Genomic DNA, 20,488 nt, shown 5'->3' on the forward strand with positions numbered 1-20,488 from the left:
AATTGTGGCTCATACTTCTTCCTATGACATGACCAGACACTCTGATACGCACAGCATGACAGAGGGCTGGCGCGGTAAATCTTGGCACTATAGATTAAAAAGTGGTGTGCAGATTCGCGGTGCTCAGACCCGATATGTGTGCGATGTTGATAGCAGTGCAGAAGTGCCACCTCAGATTACTTTTATCTATCTTTTACAAGGAAATATGACACTCATACTGCGTAGGAAAAAATACGTATTTTCTGCCGGTGAACATGGTTGTTGCATCATGATGAGTTCAAAAGAGAGTGAAGTGTTGAGGCGTTTGGCAAATTCTGGAGAGTGTAATAAGCATGTTGTACTGACTGGAATGGAACAGTGGTTAGACGAAGATGTTATGGAAAACGTCGAAGAGTATGACTTGTATAACGAACGTTTGAGAAGTTGGCCAATGACCGCTTCGATGCGAGAAGGTTGTGAACAATGGATGACGCTAGACACTAGTTTAGGCTCATTGCAGCGTGACCTTTTGGGTCTGACTTTACTAAATGCAACATGGAATTATTACCTCTGGTGGCGTAACCGAATCACGCTCTGTATTGGAAGCCCTGATTATCACCGTCTTGAGCTAGCGCAATCTTTGGATGTGTTGATGCGCAAGGGCATTTTTGATGCTCAAAGGTATGCGGACGCTTTGAATATGAGTGTTCGGACCCTGCAAAGACGAGCCAAAGAGCAATTGGGTTGCACTCTTAAAGAATGGATTACCGAACAGCGTTTGTTATTAGCAAAGAACGCCATGTTAGAAAAAGGGGTCTCTATTTCGGAGGCAAGTTGGATTGCAGGCTATCAACATAATTCGAGTTTTATTCTGGCTTTTCGTAAGGCTTTTAACGTGACACCCAAGGTATATCTGTCACTTCAAAAGAGACATTATTAACTCCAAAAATGGTTCAAAATTAAATGAATGTTAGCGTTTTTATTAGCTTAGTAAGTCTGTGTTTCCTGTTTTCAAATGCCGCTCAAGCACTCACTGTGTCGACTTTCCGTGGAGAGGTGTCTTTCCCTCAAACGCCACAAACTGTGGTCGCCTTTCCTGCCGGTGTTATTGATACATTGGACGCTTTAGGTGTCTTAGTACAAGGTGTGCCAGAAAACCTTTTTCTGGATTATGTCGATACGCAAAAGGCGCAAACTGTCGGCACACTTTTTACCGCAGACATTGAGAAAATTCATAAAATGTCGCCAGATTTGGTGATCATTGGTGAGCGTTCCGCGCTGCAATATGAAGCCTTAACGGACGTGGCGCCCGTGATTGATTTATCCATTCCAAGAGGAAACACTTTTCAAGAAAGTCTCAAAAGAATGCACAGCCTTGCCAAATTGTTTGATAAAGAAGACAAGGCAAAAGAGATAGAAAATAGGCTTTATGAATTACGCGATCAGGCAAAACAATGGATTAACCCAGACGAGTCTGTGATGGTGGTGATGCTGATGGGGCGAGCTTTAAACGTACTCAGTAGTCAAACTCGCATTGATTGGTTTCAAGAAGAGTTAGGAATGAACTTGGAAGCCAGCGATGTGAAAAGTTTGAACGAGGTGGCTCCCATTTCTTATGAGTATATTTTGTCTAAAAATCCCGATTGGCTGATTGTCATGGACCGAGACGCATCCGTAGGAAGAAGCGCGAAGGATTTATCGAAAGAATACATGGACACACCGCTCATTCACGCAACGAAAGCGTGGCAAAAGAATCAGATTATTTATTTGAATGGGGTAGGAACACTCAATTCTGTGGGGGGCGTACAAGGTATAAAACACACTCTCGAAGAGCTGATTAAGACATTTTCAGTGCGCATTAATGGACAGTCATAATAGATGATACGACACACTGGGCTGACTCAGTCTCTGCTCTTGTTATTGTTTGTTTTATGCTTGATGACACTGATGCTCGCCAGCCTATTTATTGGTACTTATGACTTAACCTTGGCAAGTGTATTTGAAAACGAACAAGCCAGTATGGTGATGTTATTAAGCCGTGTTCCTAGAACATTGGCTGTTGTCATCGCAGGCGGTGTGCTTGGACTTATTGGTGGCTTATCGCAAGTGGTGTTGAACAACCGCTTTGCCGAACCAACAACAATAGGCACAGCCCAAGGCGTTGCCATTGGGTTATTAGGCACGCATATTTTATGGCCCGAATCGCCTTTGTATGTGCACACACTGGTTGCTTCAGGCTTTGGTCTATTAAGCCTTTTTGGCTTTTTCTCCATTATCCGCCAACTCAAACTCAATGACCCAATGTTGTTGCCTTTAATCGGTTTAATTTATTCTGCCATTCTCGGCGCAATCGCCACCTTTATTGCTTTTGAATTTGATCTCATGCAGTTTTTGATGGTTTGGCTAAACGGCGATTTTTCCACCGTGATCAGCGGTCGTTATGAGTTGATATGGGGCGCTGCGGCGATTGCTGTTCTGGTCTATTGGTTAGCGAATCAACTCAACCTGCTTAACTTGGGAGAACAAACCGGTCGCGCTTTGGGAGTACCGTTTAGAACGCTGGTTTTTATTGCCATGATAATGATTGCTCTGTCTACTTCTATGGTGGTGGCGACCGTTGGCATGATCAGCTTTTTAGGTCTGGTTGTGCCAAATATTGTGCGTTATTACTTGGGCGACAATTTGAAGCAGAGTTTGCCTTGGTCAGCCTTGATTGGCGCTTGCCTGTTATTAGGTTGTGACATGCTAGGCCGCTATTTGTCGAACCCTTTTGAACTCCCAGCAAGCTTGGTCTTTGGTGTGTTGGGTGGCTGTTTTTTCATTTGGGTACTTTATAAAGGTGAGCCAAATGTCTAAACATGCTTTGACCATGATCATCGCAATTTGGATTGTGTCGTCCTTATTGTTTCTCTTGCTCGGCAGTGGTGGAGATTTGGATTTTGTGTGGCGGTTTCGTGTCAATAAATGGTTGGCGCTGAACTTTGTGGGAGTTTCCGTTGCCTTGGCGACCTTTTTGTTTCAAACCGTTTCTCAAAGTAGAGTGCTCACGCCTGCCATAATGGGGTTGGACTCGGTGTTCTTATTGTTCAATGTTCTATTAATTGGAATCCTTGGCGGTGCTGAGTACGCCAAGATCTCTGGCTCCATTAAATTTTTCCTACAAGTCGTCTTGATGATGCTCTTTGCTGTGGCGGTATTTGGCCTGCTGGTGAGGCGCTTTTCAATGGATATTAGCCGACTCTTGCTGATAGGCATTGCGCTTGGCTTATTGATTCAATCTTTGGTTGAGTTCTTTGCAAGACTGATTACACCAGAAGATTTTTCTCTGTTTCAGGGCATTGCGTTTGCCCAATTTAACCGTGTTCAAACAGAGCTTTTAGGTGTCGTCGCAGGTGTTCTATTGTTTGTTATTCTTATGTTGTGGCGCATTTATCCGGCAATCGACATCTATCGTTTAGGACGGAATAGCGCCATCAATCTTGGTATTCCTTATATAAAAATGACCACGAATCTGCTGATGCTGGTGGCCATATTAGTCAGCGCCTCTACGGCTTTAGTCGGTCCTATTTTTTTCTTTGGCTTGTTAATCACGGCGATTGTTTTTGCTCTTTTTCCCACAGCTCGATCGGGTTCATTCATGATCATGGCGGCTTTTATTGGCGCGATTTCTTTGGTAGGCGGGCAGGCAATTTTTGAACATGTGTTAGGGCTAGCATCCACATTAAGCGTCGTCATCGAGTTTATTGGTGGCTTGGTGTTTTTTATGCTTTTACTGAAGAGCAGAAAATCTAATTGAGTGTATGAATGATTGAACTATTAAACGTACAACATAGCATTTCAGGCAATAGCGTGCTTGAAAACACAAGCTTGACGCTCACTGGGAATCAGGTCATTGCTCTGATCGGGCCGAATGGTGCAGGCAAATCGACGCTCTTGTCTTTGATGTCTCGTTTGTTGCCCCTGCAAACAGGTAAGATACTTTTTGATGGAATGGACATATCGACCACGAGAAGTGACGAAGTGGCTCGTAAAATGGCAATACTTCAACAAAGTACGCACTTTATGAGTCGTTTAACGGTAGAGGATTTATTAATCTTCTCTCGTTACCCTTACCATAAAGGCAGACCGAAAACCGAAGACAAAACCAAGGTAGAAGACATCATTCAATACTTTGGCTTAGAGGCTTTAAAGCATAAATTTATTGATCAATTATCAGGTGGACAAAGACAAATTGCCCTTGTTGCAATGACATTTTGCCAAGACACCGATTATATCTTGCTGGATGAACCTTTAAATAATCTCGATATGTATCATGCTCGACACTTGATGAGAATACTCAAGCAAGCGATTGCAGATTGGGGGAAAACCATTGTGGTCGTCATGCATGACATTAACTATGCCAGCCAATATGCGGATTATATCGTCGCCTTACAACAGGGCAATGTACTCTTTCACGGCCAAACACTTGAAGTATTAACCGAATCCAATATAGGACAACTGTATAACCTTGATGTATCCATGCTAACGCTTGGAGACAAGCGATTTTGTGTTCACTTTTGAGGATAGACATAAGTGGTCAGATTACTCACCTTAAGTAATTGGTTAAAGATAGCTAGATGCTGCTCCTGATTCAGTTTAGGTTTAGGTTAACAGTTTGCTGATCACGGCAACCTGACTGTGGAGTGTTTTATGAACCGGGCATTTATCGGCAATCTCTAAAAAGCGTGCCGCTTGTTGTTCATCTAAGTCACCTTGGAAACGGATGTTTCTCACAATGGCTTCAATGCCGTTTTGCTCTTCACAATTATCACAATCCTCTTTGTAGTTTCGAGTGTGGGTGAGTTCTACCTTAATGTGTTCGACAGGTAAGTTCTTACGTTCTGCATACATTCTGAGTGTCATTGCGGTACAAGCCCCCAAGCCTGCTAAAACGTGATCGTAAGGGTCTGGGCCAGAATTTTTTCCACCCACTTTTACAGGCTCATCCACTATCCAGTAATGGCTTGAAGTGCTCACGTGTTGAGCGAATTTGTGGTCTTTTTCTTCTACCAATACATGACCTTTTGCCACATTACTTTGGTAAGCCGTTTCTTCGCTTGGAACGTATCGACTTGCCCAAGCAGCAATCACATCAGCAGCGTATTCCGAGTCTTTTTTATCACTGAGTAAATGATCCGCATCATCCAAACTGACAAAGCTTTTTGGGTGCAGCGCCGCTTGGTATATTTTCTCAGCTTCAGTGATATTCACTATGCTGTCGATAGGAGAGTGCATAACCAGCAAGGCTTTTTTCAACTGACTAATATGCTGATTGCCATAGCTATTGATATCATCTAAAAACTGCTTTTGAATATGAAAACGACGGCCAGCAAGGCTTACTTCTGCCTCGCCATTAGCTTCAATATCGTCAATGTGAGCGGAGAAATTATGGGCAACATGAGCCGCATCCGACGGTGAACCGATGGTGACTAATGCCATGGATTCCGGCACTTTTTGCGCCACGCCTAAAACAGCGGCACCACCAAGGCTGTGACCAATTAACAACTTGGGTGCGGCGTATTCATTACGTAGAAAATCCGCTGCCGCTACAAGATCTTGAATATTTGACGAGAAGTTCGTATTAGAAAAATCCCCATCGCTGTTGCCTAACCCCGTAAAGTCAAAGCGTAATACGGCAATGCCTTTTTCCATCAACGCGCGACTAATCCGAGAAGCCGCCGCCACATCTTTACCGCAAGTAAAACAGTGGGCGAAGAGGGCGTAAAATTTGATGCCCGATTCAGGCGTTTCTAACAAGCCACTCAGTGTATGATCACCACTGGTAAATTCTACTTTTTGACGCATAAGGTATTCCTTCAATCAAAACCAAATAAGAGAGCACAATATCATGCTAAAAATTATGCCCAGTATGGCTGAAAAGCAGAAAAACAACTCAAGAAACTGAGCAAGAAAATAGAAATCTACAAGGAAGGTTAATTAATGCGTCCAAACTTAAAGCAGCCATACGTAAGTCGAACTCTTTTCCTATAAAAGGGGTTTGACCCTGACTATTTGTACCGTTCCGCCATTTGAAAATGACATTCCTCCTCGAAACTTTCCTCTATAAAAGAGCCGCCTACCTCGTCGGAATGCCATGTTCAAACGTCCTATATCGTAGATCACGATGAGAGAGGAACGACCGTAACCTGACACTGAAAGCGAAGCTTTCACCTTCTGTATCTGACTGACGAATCATCATAGGCAAGCTATATTAACCAATTGGCTATTTTTAAACTCTCCTATACCTTGCTTGTTTATACATTTTAAATAACTCGATTTTGCGTGTTTACACTGGCAGGAAATAAAAAGTCGTCGTAATATCAATGATTAAGAAATCACCGTGCTGAGATAACGCACAGGGGATAAAAGGAATAACGCGAATGCGCACTATTAAAAATGTTACACCCCAGCCACAAGGAATTAGCTTTTGTCTAATCTGACGAGATCAGAAAAAAGAAAATTAGAACGAATGCTTGGTATGGCCAGTGGCTATGTCATAGATTTCTCAAATCGTACTTTGGAAGAGTTTGTCCTCGAAAGTACAGGTAAGGAAATATATGATGAAAAATATGAACTCAATAGTGGGTCTAAAGCCAACAGAATGAGAGCTTTTTGGGACATTGAATCAAATTATGTCGTTGGAAAACTGCTAGGTGATATATTCGATGAATGGGATGAATATAAAGGCTATAACAATACAGAAACTCCGAGTGAGGAATGCCTAAAAATCGTTCAACGTTTAAAGCTGAGCGCTCCCGTTCCTGATATAGATGCAGTTGTCGCAAATTCTGAAGATAAAGACTTCGAGAGTCTTGCGAAAGCAGTGCGTGATTCAATTGATAGAAATGAACCCGAAGCTGGTCTTGATAGGCTACACACATTTCTTGTCAAATATTTCAGGGTTCTTTGTGAAAAATATGGAATTGATACCAACCAGAAAAAACCTCTTCATGGTTTAGTCGGTGAATACATCAAAAAAATGAAAGCTATTGGTGCAATCGAATCAGAAATGACCGAGCGGATTTTGAAATCGAGCATTGCCAATATGGAGGCTTTTAACCATGTTAGAAATAAGCAAAGTTTTGCGCATGATAATAATATCCTGAAATACACCGAAGCAATGCTCATTTTTGGGCATGTTACTAGTTCTATTCGGTTTATAGAAGAATTGGAAAATAGCCAAAAAAAGCTAGTTGAAACTAAACCTACAGAATGGGAAGGTATTCCGTTCTAATTCGCAAAAGGTGACAGGTTGCTACGCAGTTGAGGCGGGCATTCCCCCTAGAGAAATATATGTATCACAGAGAATGGAAGTGTCGTTGTCCCAAAGAAACTGCCGATGGGTTTGTTGAATACCTAGCTGAAACGGGTATTAAAGATACTCAGAGCATAGAAGGTTGCACTGGATATCAAGTGTTAAAAAGAGAAGTCGGAGATGAAGTAGAAATAACTTTTGTCTCGTTCTGGCAAGAGTTTGAATTGATGAAGGAATACGCTGGAGACAATCTTTATAAGGCGGTGCTTTACCCAGAGGATCACAAATATCGAATTGTCCCTGATACTGAAGTAAAGGTGTATGACGTTATTGAGACGTTAACTGCTAGCGATTTCATCAATTAAAACCTTATCGAAACAATTCACTGTGGCTGCCGATTCTTGCTAATTTCAAAACCTCGCTTTCTGCTTTATAAATGAGTACTAAGTCAGGTTTTACATGGCAATCTCGGTAGCCTTGTCAACCTCCGTGTAGAGCGTGGTCTACATATTTCTCAGGTAATTCATTTTCGAGTTGCAGTTGTTTAATAACATGGCCAACTTCCACCACATCTGGAATAGACAATTTAGCGATCTTTTTAAAATCTTTTTTAAATTGTGTCGAGTATTCGAGGCTCAGCATTATTCTGCTGCACTAATTTCTAAGTCATTAAATAACTGATTAAGAGTTTGAGCTTTGTTGCCCTTGTTTGATTCTAGCTCTTCAATTGCATTGGCCGTTAAGCTGTTTGGTGTTTGGGCCTTGAGCTCAAAAGGTATTCCTCCATGATTAATCACAGCTTTCGCAAACAGTTTGAGTGCCTGAGAAGGGCTTAGCCCTATGCCTTCACAAACCTGAATGAACGCCAATTTGGTGTTGTGATCTATACGAGTGCTTAACATTTCAGTTTTCATTTTTTCACCTAAATGCAGTATATGTCATACAATGTTGTACAAAGTATGGCTATTGCTATACGGCAAAGCAATCTATTCAATAGTAAAGATCCCCTCATAAAAAAACGCCATCTTAGTTTTCTAAGGTGGCGTTTTTTATGGGTGAAGCAGTAGGGTATTTGTAATGAACGATTACTTCGTTTTGCCTTTAAAGAGTGTGACGATATAGAGAAAGTAGATTCCAGCCGCCACAGAGACAAGGGCAAATACGGCTTGGGCGTTGCCGGGGATGAACTCCATAAAGGAGGTGAGAAATTGCCCTAGAAATACAGCCATGGCGAAGTAGGATAAGTTTTTCCCTCTTTGGCTTGGGAGGCTTCTTTCGACGGTAATGTGGTTCAGTAATGGAATGGATAAGCCAAACCCTACGCCTGAGAAAATGCCGCCAAGAATGAGTATGTAAGGATTCTCGCCAAAGTAATACGCGGCGTGTGACAAAGCGTAGAAACAAAAAGCAAAACTCAGTGAACCTTTGTCTTTAAAGCGTGTGTATATTTTCGGTAAAAAGTGCGCTGTGATCACCGCCATTAATGACACAAAAGCGAGGAATAAGCCGATTTTGTCTTCTGTGTATCCTGAATGTTCCATGGTGATTGGCAGTACCACAAAGCCAGAAAAGAAGAAGGTCATTGCGATACAGGAAGTAATGAAAATCGGCTTTAAAGACACTTGCTGAGCGTTTTCTGATGCATGACTTTCTGTGTCTGGCTCGACAGGGTATTTATTCGGGACTAATAACAGCATCATTCCTAAGAAAATCCACGCCATGGCGTACAACAAGAAAGGTTGATTCCAGCTATTTATGGCGAGCAAACCGCCGATGAATAAAAACACCACGCCGCCAAGTTCTATTGCCATGCCTTGTTTTGCCATCATGGCGAGGCGTTTATGACCAAAATAGAATTGGGAAATGAGAGTTGTGCTACCTGCCATGGTTAATGCGGTGACCGCGCCTAATAAAATACGATTGGCGAAAACCGTTTCTGGGCCGTAGAGCCATTGTCCTGAAAGACCCAATGCACCATATAAAAATAACGCGATGGCGGTGCAGTAATAAGCGCCGTATTTGTCGATCAGCCGTCCAGCGAAGGGGGCAAAAAGCACGACACCCAAAGAGGGCAATGTGATGAGCAAGCTGGCGTAATCTGCCATGCCGAGGTTTTGAGCAATGTTAGGTAACGCGGGGGCAACGATAGAACCAACCATAATGGTTAGACTGGAAATACACAGTAAGGTGAGGCTTCCTAAAGTAGAAAGGTAACTCATGATGACTCCTAATAACGTGATCTTTGGGTTAGTTGTGGAGTATTTTAAGTGGCTGGCTTTTATATTAAAAATGATTTAATTTGATAGAATCTATACGATTTTGGTATTAATTTTGGATGTTAAATCTTTAAAAAGCTTTGTGGCGGTGGCCACATTAAAAAGCTTCTCTGCGGCGGCGCGAGAGCTTCACACGGTTCAGCCTGCGATTAGTCGGCATATTGCGGCTCTTGAAGAAGAGTTAGGTACGAGCTTATTTATTCGCAATACGCGTGATGTGCAAATAACGGCCGCTGGCTTGCAGCTTTTGAGTGATGGTAAGGCGTTATTAAAGCAATTTGATGATGCTAAGAGTCGTACTCAAAAAGCGGCGAAAGGTGAGTTAGGGCATTTACGAATTGGGTATTTGCCATCGGCTTGCTTGACCTTAATCCCTTATTTAGTGAAACGCTTTCATGCAGAATTTCCTCATGTGGACATTAGTTTGTATGAAATGACGGTGGCGGAACAGCTGATTGCTTTTAAGAACGATGACATTGATGTGGGTGTGTCTCGTCCATTGCCAGCGGATAATATGGCGGGATTAAACAGCGCGTCTTTATACCGAGATCATTTGTGTGTGGTTGTTCCGCAAGAACACGCTATGGCGGAACAGGGCGAAATCAAACTCAGTGATTTGCAGGAAGAAAACATTATTTTGTTTCATCGAGAAGAAGCGGTGGGCTTGTTCGATACGATTATTCATTTGTGTCAGGCCAATGGTTTTTCACCAAATTTGTCCGCTCAGCCAAAGCATATGCAAACATTGCTGACGATGGTTGCTTCTGGATTGGGTGTGGCGATTGCGCCATATTGTGTCGCGAAGCTTTATACAAAAGGATGTTGTTTTATTCGGATAGAAAGGGATGACACTGACATATGGACGCACATTCATTATCAAGAAAAAGGCCTAACGCCAACGGCCAATGCCTTTGTGGAATTGGCGAAAGCGTCGGCTGATGTGATCCAAGAACAAATGAAAGTTCTATCATTTGACGCTTAAGATAAGGCTCCAAAAGCTTGATAATGGGAGAGGTAAACTTTCCCTGACAAGTGCGTCATAAAATCACTTGCTTTTAATTGGTCCATCACTGGGCCTTTTATTTCAGATAACGACAGCTTGATGCCTTTATCCAAAAGTTGCCTGTTGAGGGACTTCAGCATTTCAAGTGCACTAAAATCAATCTCACTGATCGAGTTACATTGAATAATAATGTGCTCGATTTCCGCTCTGTTCTGAATCATGTTTAATATGGTTTCTTCGAGAAAGGTAGAGTTGGCAAAGAACATACTTTCATCTAATCGCAGGCTTAATAAATGCGGTAGGGTTTTTACGTCATGTCTTTGTATGTTCCTAAAATGTTGTGTTTTTTTCTAAATTTCAGCAATTAAAATTGTTAGGGCAGATTGATCATTGAGCAGAGATGTTGCTGGTGGTTTTCTTTCGCAGTGAGGTGATTTGAGCCTGAATAAAATAAAAAAGGTGGTCATATAGACCACCTTTTTAGGATTCGTTTTAGCGTTTTTGGCAGTGTTCTTTTAGCTGTGTTCTTTTAAGAACTCTTCGCTTAAGTACAGCTCTTCGTTGCTGTTTACTTTTACGTCACGGTCTAGAATCATTTGTGCGATTTTCTTCGCTTCTTCTAGGGAGTGCATTTCGTATGTTCCGCATTGGTATTCGTTAAGCTCTGGAATGTCTTCTTTGGCTTTTACGGTTAATACGTCAGCCATGGCCGCTTTCCAAGAGACGGCAACTTTATTTTCGCTTGGTGTACCGATTAAGCTCATGTAAAAACCAGTGCGGCAGCCCATTGGAGAAATGTCGATGATTTCTACTTGGTCGCCGTTTAGGTGATCACGCATGAAGCCAGCAAACAAGTGTTCCAAAGTGTGGATGCCTGTTTCAGAAAGGATCTCTTCATTTGGAATACAAAAACGTAAATCGAATACTGTGATGTCGTCGCCCTTTGGCGTTGACATAGATTTAGCAACGCGAACGGCTGGTGCGTCCATTCGCGTGTGGTCTACGCGAAAGCTGTCTAGTAATGGCATAAAGTTCTCCTGCTTGTACATATGATAGGCAACATGGCATGTGTTGCTGTCATTAAGTTTTTATCTTGAGTGATAAACAATGTTGGTTATTGTACAGGAACTTTTGAATCTTTGACGGAGGTTTTTTGTCCTTTTATGAATTCATAACACAAGGCTAGGCAAAACATCAGGCTGGCAAAGAGCATGCTTTGGCCGATGAAAAATACCATGCCGCCGCAACTGATTAAGGCAATTACAGCTGATATTTGTGTCATTCGGTTTACCAATTTTATTGCCGCTATGCAGGTAAGTGTGTAGATAAGCAAGAAGCTTCCGTTCGTCATTTCGATGAACCATGTCATTTTCCAGCCAGATAACTCCGAAAAAAGAATGGAAAACAGCGTAACCAATCCAACTAATAAAACGGCTTTTTCTGGTGCGCCATTTTTATTAAGACGAGAAAAAAGTGTCGGCAATGCGCCTTGTTGAGCCATGGATTGCACCATGCGTGAGAAGCCTAGAATATAAATTCCAACATTGGCAAAGGCAATAATATAAGCGCCAATGGCAAATATTCTACTGCTGGTTTCTCCCATCAGTTTACTAACGAGAAGGGCCAATGATTGACTGTTGGTGACTTCGTCTCCATAGGTATGATGCCACGCAATAAGAAGAACCAAGCTTAGATAAGCTAAAATGACCAAAGCCATACCGCCTAATAGCGCGATGGGGAAGTCTCGTGCTGGGTTTTTAAACTCAGCACCCATGTGGGCCATCACTTCGATGCCAAGAAAACACCAAAAAATCACACCTGTTGCGTACAGTGTTTGTTGCCATTGACCTGGATTCTCAGGTGTTTCAATCACTCGTAAACTTGATTGGATATCACCGATTAAGCACAACCATAAAATGGTGATGATCATGCTGATGACAACGCCTGTTTGAAAGCGCGCAGACGTTTGCATACCAACAATGGCAAAGATCAGCATGCCTGCAAGGGTCAATAGGCTGAAAGCTAAGATCCATTCGTCTGATGTTTTAAACACAATGGTTAAATAGGCCGCAGCAACTTTAATCGCAACAGCAGGCCCGACTAATAAAATGCTGAGAAATAGCCAGCCTACGGCTTTTTCATATCGAGACCCAAAGGCGCGGCCAATGTAATGAGAGGCTCCGCCAGCAGAAGGGTATTTTGAGCCGAGTAGGGCAAAAATAAAAGCAATCGGAATCACCATTACGGCGGTAATTAACCAAGCGTAAAAAGCAAAAGAGCCTGCTTCTGCAACAGACATGGCCGGTAAAATCATCAAGCCAGTACCGATGAAAGTGGTGACTGTCATGGCAATTCCTTGTATTGGGCCTAAGGTTCTTTGGTATTGAGACATGATTACCTTCTTAGTGAATAGGGTGTAATTGGTGTGAGTTAATAGCTGTTTTTTAATACGGCTAAGGATAAAATGCAGGGAATAAAAAAGCCCTAAGCAAGTTGTCGCCATTTGGCGGCATTTTGTCTGAATGACCGTCAAAATGACAGGGTTTTAAGTTGAGAGGAAATAAAGTGGCTGATCAATACGATCAAAAGATATTAGGTTTGTTGGTAAATGATGCCAGATTGTCAGTATCGGATATTAGTCGTCAGGTGAATTTATCTCGTTCGGCTGTGAGCGAACGTATTAAACGTATGGAAGATAATGGCACCATCACTGGCTATCACGCGCATACTTCTGTTTCAAAAGAAGAAGGAGTGACAGCGTATTTGGCGTTGACGTTTCGACCTTTATCTTGTGACTTGGTGCAACCTTTGGTCGAAGCCATACCTGAAGTCAAATTGTCTCATTCCATTAGCGGTGATCTAGATCTCTTGTTGCTGGTTCAAACTCCTTCAATGGCCCGTCTTAATGACATTCGCAACGAAATGGATAGCTGGCCAAATCTTGATAAAATTGTCACACACATGTGCTTGTCGAAACGGATTGATCGATGGTAATGGACTAGACGGGAAGTCGTTTAATTACTGAATGCGTATAAAAAACGGGCTTCTTAAATTGAAACTAAGAAGCCCGTTTTTTTATGAATCTTGTGCGATTACAGTAATTGTTAAGGCATCATGCCTAGGGCGGTTAAACCTAGGTTTTCTGGTAACCCCAACATAATGTTCATGTTTTGAATGGCTTGGCCTGATGCGCCTTTTACCAGATTATCAATCACAGATAGGACAACGACCTTGTTGCTGTCTTGTGGGCGATATACTGCAATGCGACAGAAGTTCGCACCTTTGGTGCTGCGAGTTTCTGGTGTGCTTCCTGCTGGCATAACATCGACAAAGAATTCATCTTTGTAGCGCTCTTCAAATAAAGCTTGTAGATCAACCGATGTATCGGTCAATGTGGCGTATATAGTGGAGTGTATGCCACGAATCATAGGCACTAAATGCGGTACAAATGTCAGTCCAACTGGTGAGTCACTTACCGCTTGTAAACCTTGTTTGATCTCGGGAAGGTGACGGTGTCCTGCTACGCCATAAGCTTTGAAACTTTCACTGGCTTCACACAATAGTGAGCCAACGTTTGTGCCTCGACCTGCGCCACTGACACCCGATTTTGCATCGGCGATTAAATCAGACGGATCAATAATTCCAGCTTCCAATAATGGAATAAGCCCCAGTTGTGTTGCTGTTGGGTAACAACCTGGATTAGCCACTAATTGCGCACCTTTGATTGCGTCACGGTTCATTTCGGGTAAACCGTACACTGCTTTTGCTACATAATCTGGTGTGCGATGATCCATGCCGTACCATTTTGACCACTCCACTGTGTCTTTAATACGGAAATCGGCACCCAAATCCACAACCTTGATTCCGCGATCGATCAGCTCTGGTACTTGATCCATGGCGACGCCATGTGGTGTTGCATAGAAAACGAGATCGCACTTGGCTAATTCTTCAATGTCTGGATTTGAAAAGCGAAGGTCATAGTGACCGCGTAAGCTAGGATATATATCGGAAATGAGTTTGCCTTCTTCGCTACGTGATGTAATCGCAGCAACTTCCACTTCTGGATGATTGGCTAAAAGTCTTAATAATTCGGCTCCGGTATAACCCGTTCCACCTACGATGCCTATTTTATACACTGTTTCTTCCTAATAAATGATGCCTTGATAGAGGCAATTGCGAATTTGTTATATAACTGCTTGAATAGTGCACGAAATTCGCTCCCGTTTAAAGAGAGGTGGGAATCTGAAAGGGTTAAATTTAAGGGAAAAATGGTCGCGTAAGGCGAGAGCTTATGACGACTTATCCATATTAGCCGCTTTAGGCGCTTTGTGTGGCTTGCTCAGCGGTCTGCTCATGGCGTTGTTTTATGCTGTGATTTATCTGCCCGCACGTTATTTTATTGGTGCGGATTTTGATGCTTTTGAGACCTTATCTGTTGAATGGCGTGTTGGTTTATCGGTTTCTGCTTGCTTCCTTCTTGCGTTAGTTTTTACAGGCTTGCCCAAAAAGCTACATAAGGTCGGAGTGCCTTATGTGGTGGAAAGGTTAAATTATTACAATGGTAATTTGCCTTTCTGGAATGGTGTGGTGCAGTTCTTTACGGCTGCATTGGGTTTAATTGGTGGACTTTCCATTGGTAAAGAGGGCCCGGCTGTTCATCTGGGTGCTACTTTGGGTGGCTATTTGGCTGGAAAAGCTAAGTTGCCTCAATATGGTGTTGAAACATTGCTGGCATGCGGTGTGGCAGGTGCTATTTCGGCGATTTTTCAAACACCTTTGGCAGGTGTTTTGTTTGCATTTGAAGTGATCTTTTTAGAGTATCGGCAGCGTTATGTGTTGCCTCTTCTTTTATCTTCGGTCATTGCGACGCTCGTTAGTCATTTTTTGATTGGCCCTTTGCATATTTTCAGTATCGACAGTATTTTTTCTGTGGTTCTGTCGTTGGATATGTTTCTTGCTTGTTTTGTGTTGGTTGTGTTTATTGTGCTTTTGTCCGCACTTTTTCTGCATACGCAAAAAATCCTGTGGCGCCTTAGTGGTTTTTCCGTTTGGATTCGTTTCACGGTAGTAGCGGCACTTACTGCGTTAGCAGCGGTTTATTTTCCTCAAACGTTGGGAAGTGGTTATGCCTCCCTATCAAACGTACTTTCTGGTGAACTGGTTGTTTATTCTTTGCTTTTGTTGGTCATCGTTAAAACATTATTGACGGCGTTTACCGTTGGTTTAGGTGTTCCTGGAGGCATGATTGGCCCAACTTTTATTATTGGTGGTTTGGCTGGTGCGCAAGTCGCTCAGATGTTTGAGAGTGAATTTATCTATATCGTTTTGTTTGCTTTGCTGGGCATGGCAGCGATGATGGCAGCGAGCTTTCAGGCTCCTTTGACGGCGTTGGTAGCAATTGTGGAGATGACGCATTCATCCGAAGTGATTGTGCCGGCGTTGTTTGTGATTGTTTTATCGTGTTTGCTGACACGAGTCTTTTTTCATCAGGAGTCTGTATTCACGGAGAGATTAAGCTATATCGGAATGGTCTCTTCTATTAACCCGCTTCAACGTTATTTGCGACAGCATACGGTTAAGCCTGTGGCAGAAGATGTGTTATTGATTTCTGCTCAGCGACCTCTTGAACGAGTAAAAGATTTGGCGTTAAGTGTGGTAGACTACGCCGCATTCGAGCAGGCTGGAGAATGGTATTTTGTTCGACGAAATTCGCTGTTAGAGGCTTTGCAAACATTAGACTTTGGTCCTCAGCCTTGGCTTGTGACTGATGGCGAAAAGGTGTTGATGGATTTAACCAAAGCCGTTGAATTTTTGCCGATTCAGCGAATAGACGAGCCAGCTTCATTGGAAATTATTTTGAATTGGTTTCAGACCACTGAGTTGTCTGAAGTGTTGGTTTCTTTATCTGATAATTCTTTGTGTCTTGTCACTCGACAGCGCCTTGACCAATTTTTGTTAAAAAGTGAATGATCGAGAAAGCGATTGTTTGCGTTTAGTCTTTACTTGCTTTGTTATAAAGCGAAATACATTACTAGTTTATGGAACTTAAGAAATTATGAGTCGATCAAGTGATTTATATGCACGAGCACAACACCGTATTCCTGGCGGCGTAAACTCCCCAGTACGAGCTTTTAATGGTGTGGGCGGAACGCCTGTTTTTTTCCAAAAGGGAGAAGGCGCTTATGTTTATGATGAAGATAAGAAACGTTATATCGACTATGTTGGATCTTGGGGGCCAATGATTTTAGGTCACTCTCATCCAGATGTGTTGGATGCGGTAAGGCAGCAACTTGATTTTGGCTTAAGTTTCGGTGCGCCAACAGAAGTGGAAATCACCATGGCAGAAAAAGTGTGTGAGCTTGTTCCTTCTATGGATATGGTTCGCATGGTGAATTCTGGTACGGAAGCGACCATGAGTGCGATTCGTCTCGCCCGTGGTTATACCGGACGAGACAAAATAGTGAAGTTCGAAGGCTGCTATCACGGGCATTCTGATTCATTGTTGGTGAAAGCGGGATCGGGTGCGTTGACTTTGGGTGTGCCAAACTCTCCTGGTGTTCCTGCTGATTTAGCCAAGCATACAATCACATTGCAATATAACGACATTGATGAAGTGAAACGTTGCTTTGCTGAAATAGGTGATCAGGTTGCTTGTATTATTGTTGAACCAGTTGCAGGCAATATGAACTGCATTTTACCTGTTGACGGTTTCCTTCAAACTCTTCGAGAAGTGTGTGATGAATCTGGTGCGGTGTTAATTTTTGATGAAGTAATGACTGGTTTCCGAGTTGCGCTTGGTGGAGCGCAGGAGCATTTTGGTGTTGTGCCAGATTTAACAACGCTTGGTAAAGTAATTGGTGCTGGAATGCCTGTTGGTGCTTTTGGTGGAAAACGTGAAGTTATGGAATGCATTTCACCGTTAGGGCCAGTTTATCAAGCGGGTACTTTATCGGGTAATCCTGTTGCTATGGTCGCTGGTTTGGCTGTGTTGAATAAAATCAGTGAGCCAGACTTTCATAAAACATTAGGTGCTAAAGCAGCTCGCCTTGTGTCTGGATTGAAAGCAGCGGCGGATGAAGCAGGTGTTCCATTTTGTGTTGTTAGTGTGGGTGGCATGTTTGGCTTCTTCTTTTCTGAAGCGGATGTTGTGAGTAGTTTTGCCGAAGTTCAAAACTGTGACCTCGCTCGATTTAAAGCATTCTTCCATTGCATGTTGGAAGAAGGAGTGTATCTTGCTCCTGCGGCTTTTGAAGCTGGCTTTATTTCTCAGGCACACACAGATGAAGATATTGATTTTACAATTGCAGCGGCTAAACGCGCTTTTGCAAAGCTCCTATAAAGTGAGCAAGGTGAGGATGTTTGTATGTCGATAGACGATATAAAGAAAGCGCCAGTGGATGATATTGAAGATATTGATCTTGGCGATGAGAAAAGACAGCCGCGAAAAGGGGTGTATTTACTTCCTAACCTTTTTACAACGGCGGCGTTGTTTTCCGGTTTTTATGCAATTATTGCAGCGATGGACGGTAACTTTTCAAATGCTGCTGTGGCTATTTTTATCTCTATGGTGTGTGATGGGTTAGACGGACGAGTGGCGCGGTTAACTCATACACAAAGTGCTTTTGGCGCAGAATACGATTCGCTCGCTGATATGGTGTCGTTTGGTATCGCACCAGCATTGATTGTTTTTACTTGGTCATTAGAACCGCTCGGTAAGATAGGTTGGATTTCGGCTTTTATTTATGCTGTAGGTGCAGCACTTCGTTTGGCTCGCTTTAATACCATGCTGTCAGTCGAGGAAAAACGCTATTTTACAGGGTTGCCAAGCCCAGCGGCGGCGGCTATTTTGGCTAGCGTGATTTGGGCTGCCAGTGAAAAGGGGGTTTCAGGTGATAGTTTGTCGATTCTGATGGCTTTGCTTGTGCCTGTTGTTGGTTTGTTGATGGTAAGTAATGTTAAGTATCGCAGTTTTAAGGATCTCAACTTGAAAGGGCGAGTGCCTTTTGTTGTGTTCTTGATTGCTATTTTGGTGTTTGTGTTAATTGCGCTTGAGCCGTCATTAGTCTTAATGGCTGTGTTTTGCGTGTATGGTCTTTGGGGGCCTTTAGGGTTCATATTCAAAGGATTACGTTAGCTCTTAGTTTAAAATAGAATGGATTGCTTGTTAACTGAAGCTTTTTTGAACTAGCGGAGATAACCTATGTCTATAGTTCAACTATGAGGGAGGTTGCTTATGCTAATTCGTGTAAAAAAAGCGTCTGATTGTTCTGAATCAGAAGTCATAGATGAGTCCGTTTATTTGAATCGACGCCAGTTTATGAAGGTGACTGGTGGTGCTGTTTTAGGCGCTGGAACGATTGGTTCTGTTTCAGCTGCCTTACAAGGTGGAAATCCTCTTGTGCCTTCCTCTTCTTTGGCTCCCGCATTTCAAAATATCATTGAGACACCTTACGGTGCCGATGAAAAGGCCGCTCCATTCGATGTTGCTACCTCTTACAATAACTTTTACGAATTTGGTTACGGTAAAAACGATCCAAAAGAAAGAGCGACACAATTCCAAACTTCGCCTTGGACAATTACGGTAGAAGGCGAAGCTGAAAAAACAGGCGTTTTTAATCTCGAAGACATTATAAAAGAGTCGATGCTTGAAGAGCGTATTTATCGCCTTCGTTGTGTTGAGGCTTGGTCAATGGTGATTCCTTGGGTTGGTGTTTCTTTGGGAGATGTTCTAAAGCGTTTTGCGCCGACGTCCAAAGCGAAATATGTTTATTTTGAGACTTTGTACGATCCTAAACAGATGCCAGGTCAAAACGGTAATGGCTTGGATTGGCCTTATCGCGAAGGCTTGCGTATAGATGAGGCAATGAATCCGTTAGCCCTATTGGCAGTTGGAATGTATGGCAGTGTCCTTCCTAATCAAAATGGTGCGCCTGTACGTCTAGTCTTGCCTTGGAAGTATGGCTTTAAAAGTATTAAGTCGATCGTGAAGATACGTTTTGTTGAAACTATGCCAGAAACAACTTGGAGTATGTTGGCTCCGAGCGAATATGGTTTTTACGCTAATGTGAATCCAAATGTCGATCACCCTCGTTGGACTCAAAAGCAAGAAAGACGTTTGCCAAGTGGTGTGCTTTTTCCGAATGTTATCGAAACCAAAATGTTTAATGGTTATGAAGATGAGGTTGCTTCTTTATATTCTAGTATGGATCTAAGTAGGTTTTATTAATATGGCGTCGTTCTGGGATAGGAAAGAGAAGCCTTATGTGGTGCTTTTGTTTCTTTTGCCGTTGCTTTGGATGGTTATTTCACTTTTATTAGGGTGCTATTTTCCTGATCCTGGAAAAGCTCTGATGAATTTGAGTGGTATTTGGGCGAGCGTCTTCATTGTTGCTGTTTTGTCTTTAACGCCAATAGCTAGGGTGAAGACGTTTTGCGTTATTTCTCGGTATCGTCGTTTTGTGGGTTTAACAGCCTTCTTCTATTCATTATTTCACTTGCTTGTTTATCTAATCTTGTTTGCAGGGTTAAGTGTTTCATGGATTTTGTCGGATCTTGTGCAGAAACCTTATATTTATGCAGGAGTGGCAGCGACCGTTATTCTTTTTTTGTTGGCGATTACCAGTACTAAGAAAATGATGAAAAGGTTAGGTAGGAAATGGAAGAAACTTCATCAATTAGTGTATTTGGCTGCAGTTTGTGTTGTCGCTCATTTATGGTTGCAAGTGAAGAGTGATATTGAGCTTGCTGTTTGGGTAACTGTCTTTATTGCTCCTTTACTACTCCTTCGTATCTATCAAAATCCGCGTTATAAAAAATATTTCAAGAAAATCTCATAAAACACTTGCACAAAATCTGTATATCCTTAATATACGCCCTCGCTGACACGGACAGGGCTTAGCATCTTAATTAGATTTAGGAAGTTGAGTGGCTTAAGTG

General features: G+C 42.5%; 21 protein-coding genes and 1 pseudogene. 14 read left to right on the top strand and 8 right to left on the bottom strand.

The genetic code is table 11. The features are described from left to right. Positions 1–4 precede the first annotated feature (4 nt). The 5 genes from ABFY09_RS13980 to ABFY09_RS14000 are packed head-to-tail and all read left to right on the top strand — an operon-like array spanning position 5 to position 4,539. On the top strand, positions 5–919 hold the full coding sequence (locus ABFY09_RS13980) for a helix-turn-helix domain-containing protein (protein WP_347984892.1): 915 nt from the start codon (positions 5–7) through the stop codon (positions 917–919). Between the two features lie 23 nt (positions 920–942). Beyond that, positions 943–1,854 carry an ABC transporter substrate-binding protein gene (locus tag ABFY09_RS13985; RefSeq protein WP_347984893.1) on the top strand — a complete coding sequence of 304 codons (912 nt, stop codon included), beginning with the start codon at positions 943–945 and terminating at the stop codon, positions 1,852–1,854. 3 nt (positions 1,855–1,857) lie between these two features. Further along, a complete protein-coding gene (locus ABFY09_RS13990; RefSeq protein WP_347984894.1) occupies positions 1,858–2,835 on the top strand; it encodes an iron chelate uptake ABC transporter family permease subunit in 978 nt (325 codons plus the stop codon). Then, positions 2,828–3,775: an iron chelate uptake ABC transporter family permease subunit gene (locus ABFY09_RS13995; RefSeq protein WP_347984895.1), complete on the top strand. Its 948-nt coding sequence runs from the start codon at positions 2,828–2,830 to the stop codon at positions 3,773–3,775. The genes ABFY09_RS13990 and ABFY09_RS13995 overlap by 8 nt, the downstream gene beginning before the upstream one ends. Positions 3,776–3,783: 8 nt before the next feature. Continuing rightward, positions 3,784–4,539 (top strand): ATP-binding cassette domain-containing protein, encoded by a 756-nt coding sequence (locus tag ABFY09_RS14000; RefSeq protein WP_347984896.1) that lies wholly within the window; start codon positions 3,784–3,786, stop codon positions 4,537–4,539. A gap of 81 nt (positions 4,540–4,620) precedes the next feature. Here the strand turns inward: ABFY09_RS14000 and ABFY09_RS14005 are convergent, their stop codons facing one another. Next, positions 4,621–5,823: a bifunctional alpha/beta hydrolase/OsmC family protein gene (locus ABFY09_RS14005; RefSeq protein WP_347984897.1), complete on the bottom strand. Its 1,203-nt coding sequence runs from the start codon at positions 5,821–5,823 to the stop codon at positions 4,621–4,623. A gap of 622 nt (positions 5,824–6,445) precedes the next feature. Between ABFY09_RS14005 and ABFY09_RS14010 the strand changes: the two genes are divergently transcribed. Together ABFY09_RS14010 and ABFY09_RS14015 are read left to right on the top strand one after the other, a co-directional pair. Then, positions 6,446–7,252 carry an abortive infection family protein gene (locus ABFY09_RS14010; protein WP_347984898.1) on the top strand — a complete coding sequence of 269 codons (807 nt, stop codon included), beginning with the start codon at positions 6,446–6,448 and terminating at the stop codon, positions 7,250–7,252. Between the two features lie 59 nt (positions 7,253–7,311). Next, entirely contained in the window at positions 7,312–7,638 is a 327-nt protein-coding gene (locus tag ABFY09_RS14015) for an antibiotic biosynthesis monooxygenase (protein WP_347984899.1), read from the top strand. Positions 7,639–7,642: 4 nt separating this feature from the next. On the opposite strand, the pseudogene ABFY09_RS14020 reads toward ABFY09_RS14015, so the two are convergent. The 3 genes and pseudogenes from ABFY09_RS14020 to ABFY09_RS14030 all read right to left on the bottom strand — a co-directional run bounded on the left by ABFY09_RS14020 (position 7,643) and on the right by ABFY09_RS14030 (position 9,492). Then, a pseudogene (locus tag ABFY09_RS14020) lies at positions 7,643–7,915 on the bottom strand (type II toxin-antitoxin system YafQ family toxin). Next, complete coding sequence (locus tag ABFY09_RS14025; RefSeq protein ID WP_347984900.1) at positions 7,915–8,187, bottom strand: type II toxin-antitoxin system RelB/DinJ family antitoxin; 273 nt, start codon at positions 8,185–8,187, stop codon at positions 7,915–7,917. Before ABFY09_RS14025 ends, ABFY09_RS14020 begins: the two are co-directional and overlap by 1 nt. Before the next feature lie 171 nt (positions 8,188–8,358). Then, entirely contained in the window at positions 8,359–9,492 is a 1,134-nt protein-coding gene (locus ABFY09_RS14030; protein ID WP_347984901.1) for an MFS transporter, read from the bottom strand. 112 nt (positions 9,493–9,604) lie between these two features. On the opposite strand from ABFY09_RS14030, the gene ABFY09_RS14035 reads away from it, so the two are divergent. Further along, positions 9,605–10,531, top strand: coding sequence for a LysR substrate-binding domain-containing protein (locus tag ABFY09_RS14035; RefSeq protein ID WP_347984902.1), 927 nt, complete (start codon positions 9,605–9,607; stop codon positions 10,529–10,531). Here ABFY09_RS14035 and ABFY09_RS14040 read toward each other — a convergent pair. The 3 genes from ABFY09_RS14040 to yjeH form a co-directional block, all read right to left on the bottom strand. Then, a complete protein-coding gene (locus tag ABFY09_RS14040) occupies positions 10,528–10,878 on the bottom strand; it encodes a sodium-independent anion transporter (protein WP_347984912.1) in 351 nt (116 codons plus the stop codon). The genes ABFY09_RS14035 and ABFY09_RS14040 overlap by 4 nt on opposite strands. A 189-nt stretch (positions 10,879–11,067) precedes the next feature. Continuing rightward, positions 11,068–11,580 (bottom strand): S-ribosylhomocysteine lyase, encoded by a 513-nt coding sequence (gene luxS / locus ABFY09_RS14045; protein WP_347984903.1) that lies wholly within the window; start codon positions 11,578–11,580, stop codon positions 11,068–11,070. A gap of 86 nt (positions 11,581–11,666) precedes the next feature. Beyond that, positions 11,667–12,944 (bottom strand): L-methionine/branched-chain amino acid transporter, encoded by a 1,278-nt coding sequence (yjeH, locus tag ABFY09_RS14050; protein ID WP_347984904.1) that lies wholly within the window; start codon positions 12,942–12,944, stop codon positions 11,667–11,669. 173 nt (positions 12,945–13,117) lie between these two features. On the opposite strand from yjeH, the gene ABFY09_RS14055 reads away from it, so the two are divergent. Next, entirely contained in the window at positions 13,118–13,546 is a 429-nt protein-coding gene (locus tag ABFY09_RS14055) for an Lrp/AsnC family transcriptional regulator (protein ID WP_347984905.1), read from the top strand. A 110-nt stretch (positions 13,547–13,656) separates the two neighbouring features. On the opposite strand, the gene argC is transcribed toward ABFY09_RS14055, so the two are convergent. Further along, the gene (gene argC / locus ABFY09_RS14060) at positions 13,657–14,688 is read right to left on the bottom strand and encodes an N-acetyl-gamma-glutamyl-phosphate reductase (protein ID WP_347984906.1); all 1,032 of its coding nucleotides are present in this window, start codon (positions 14,686–14,688) and stop codon (positions 13,657–13,659) included. A 67-nt stretch (positions 14,689–14,755) separates the two neighbouring features. Between argC and ABFY09_RS14065 the strand changes: the two genes are divergently transcribed. The 5 genes from ABFY09_RS14065 (at position 14,756) to ABFY09_RS14085 (ending at position 20,388) form a co-directional block, all read left to right on the top strand. Then, positions 14,756–16,522, top strand: coding sequence for a chloride channel protein (locus tag ABFY09_RS14065; protein WP_347984907.1), 1,767 nt, complete (start codon positions 14,756–14,758; stop codon positions 16,520–16,522). A gap of 85 nt (positions 16,523–16,607) precedes the next feature. After that, positions 16,608–17,891 carry a glutamate-1-semialdehyde 2,1-aminomutase gene (hemL, locus tag ABFY09_RS14070; protein WP_347984908.1) on the top strand — a complete coding sequence of 428 codons (1,284 nt, stop codon included), beginning with the start codon at positions 16,608–16,610 and terminating at the stop codon, positions 17,889–17,891. 24 nt (positions 17,892–17,915) lie between these two features. Then, a complete protein-coding gene (pssA, locus tag ABFY09_RS14075; protein ID WP_347984909.1) occupies positions 17,916–18,686 on the top strand; it encodes a CDP-diacylglycerol--serine O-phosphatidyltransferase in 771 nt (256 codons plus the stop codon). Positions 18,687–18,785: 99 nt separating this feature from the next. Continuing rightward, complete coding sequence (gene msrP, locus ABFY09_RS14080; RefSeq protein ID WP_347984910.1) at positions 18,786–19,778, top strand: protein-methionine-sulfoxide reductase catalytic subunit MsrP; 993 nt, start codon at positions 18,786–18,788, stop codon at positions 19,776–19,778. Between the two features lies 1 nt (position 19,779). After that, positions 19,780–20,388, top strand: coding sequence for a protein-methionine-sulfoxide reductase heme-binding subunit MsrQ (locus ABFY09_RS14085; RefSeq protein WP_347984911.1), 609 nt, complete (start codon positions 19,780–19,782; stop codon positions 20,386–20,388). The last annotated feature ends 100 nt before the right edge of the window (positions 20,389–20,488 follow it).

Origin of the sequence: Marinomonas sp. 5E14-1, assembly GCF_039939215.1 — a bacterium.
Taxonomy (GTDB): domain Bacteria; phylum Pseudomonadota; class Gammaproteobacteria; order Pseudomonadales; family Marinomonadaceae; genus Marinomonas.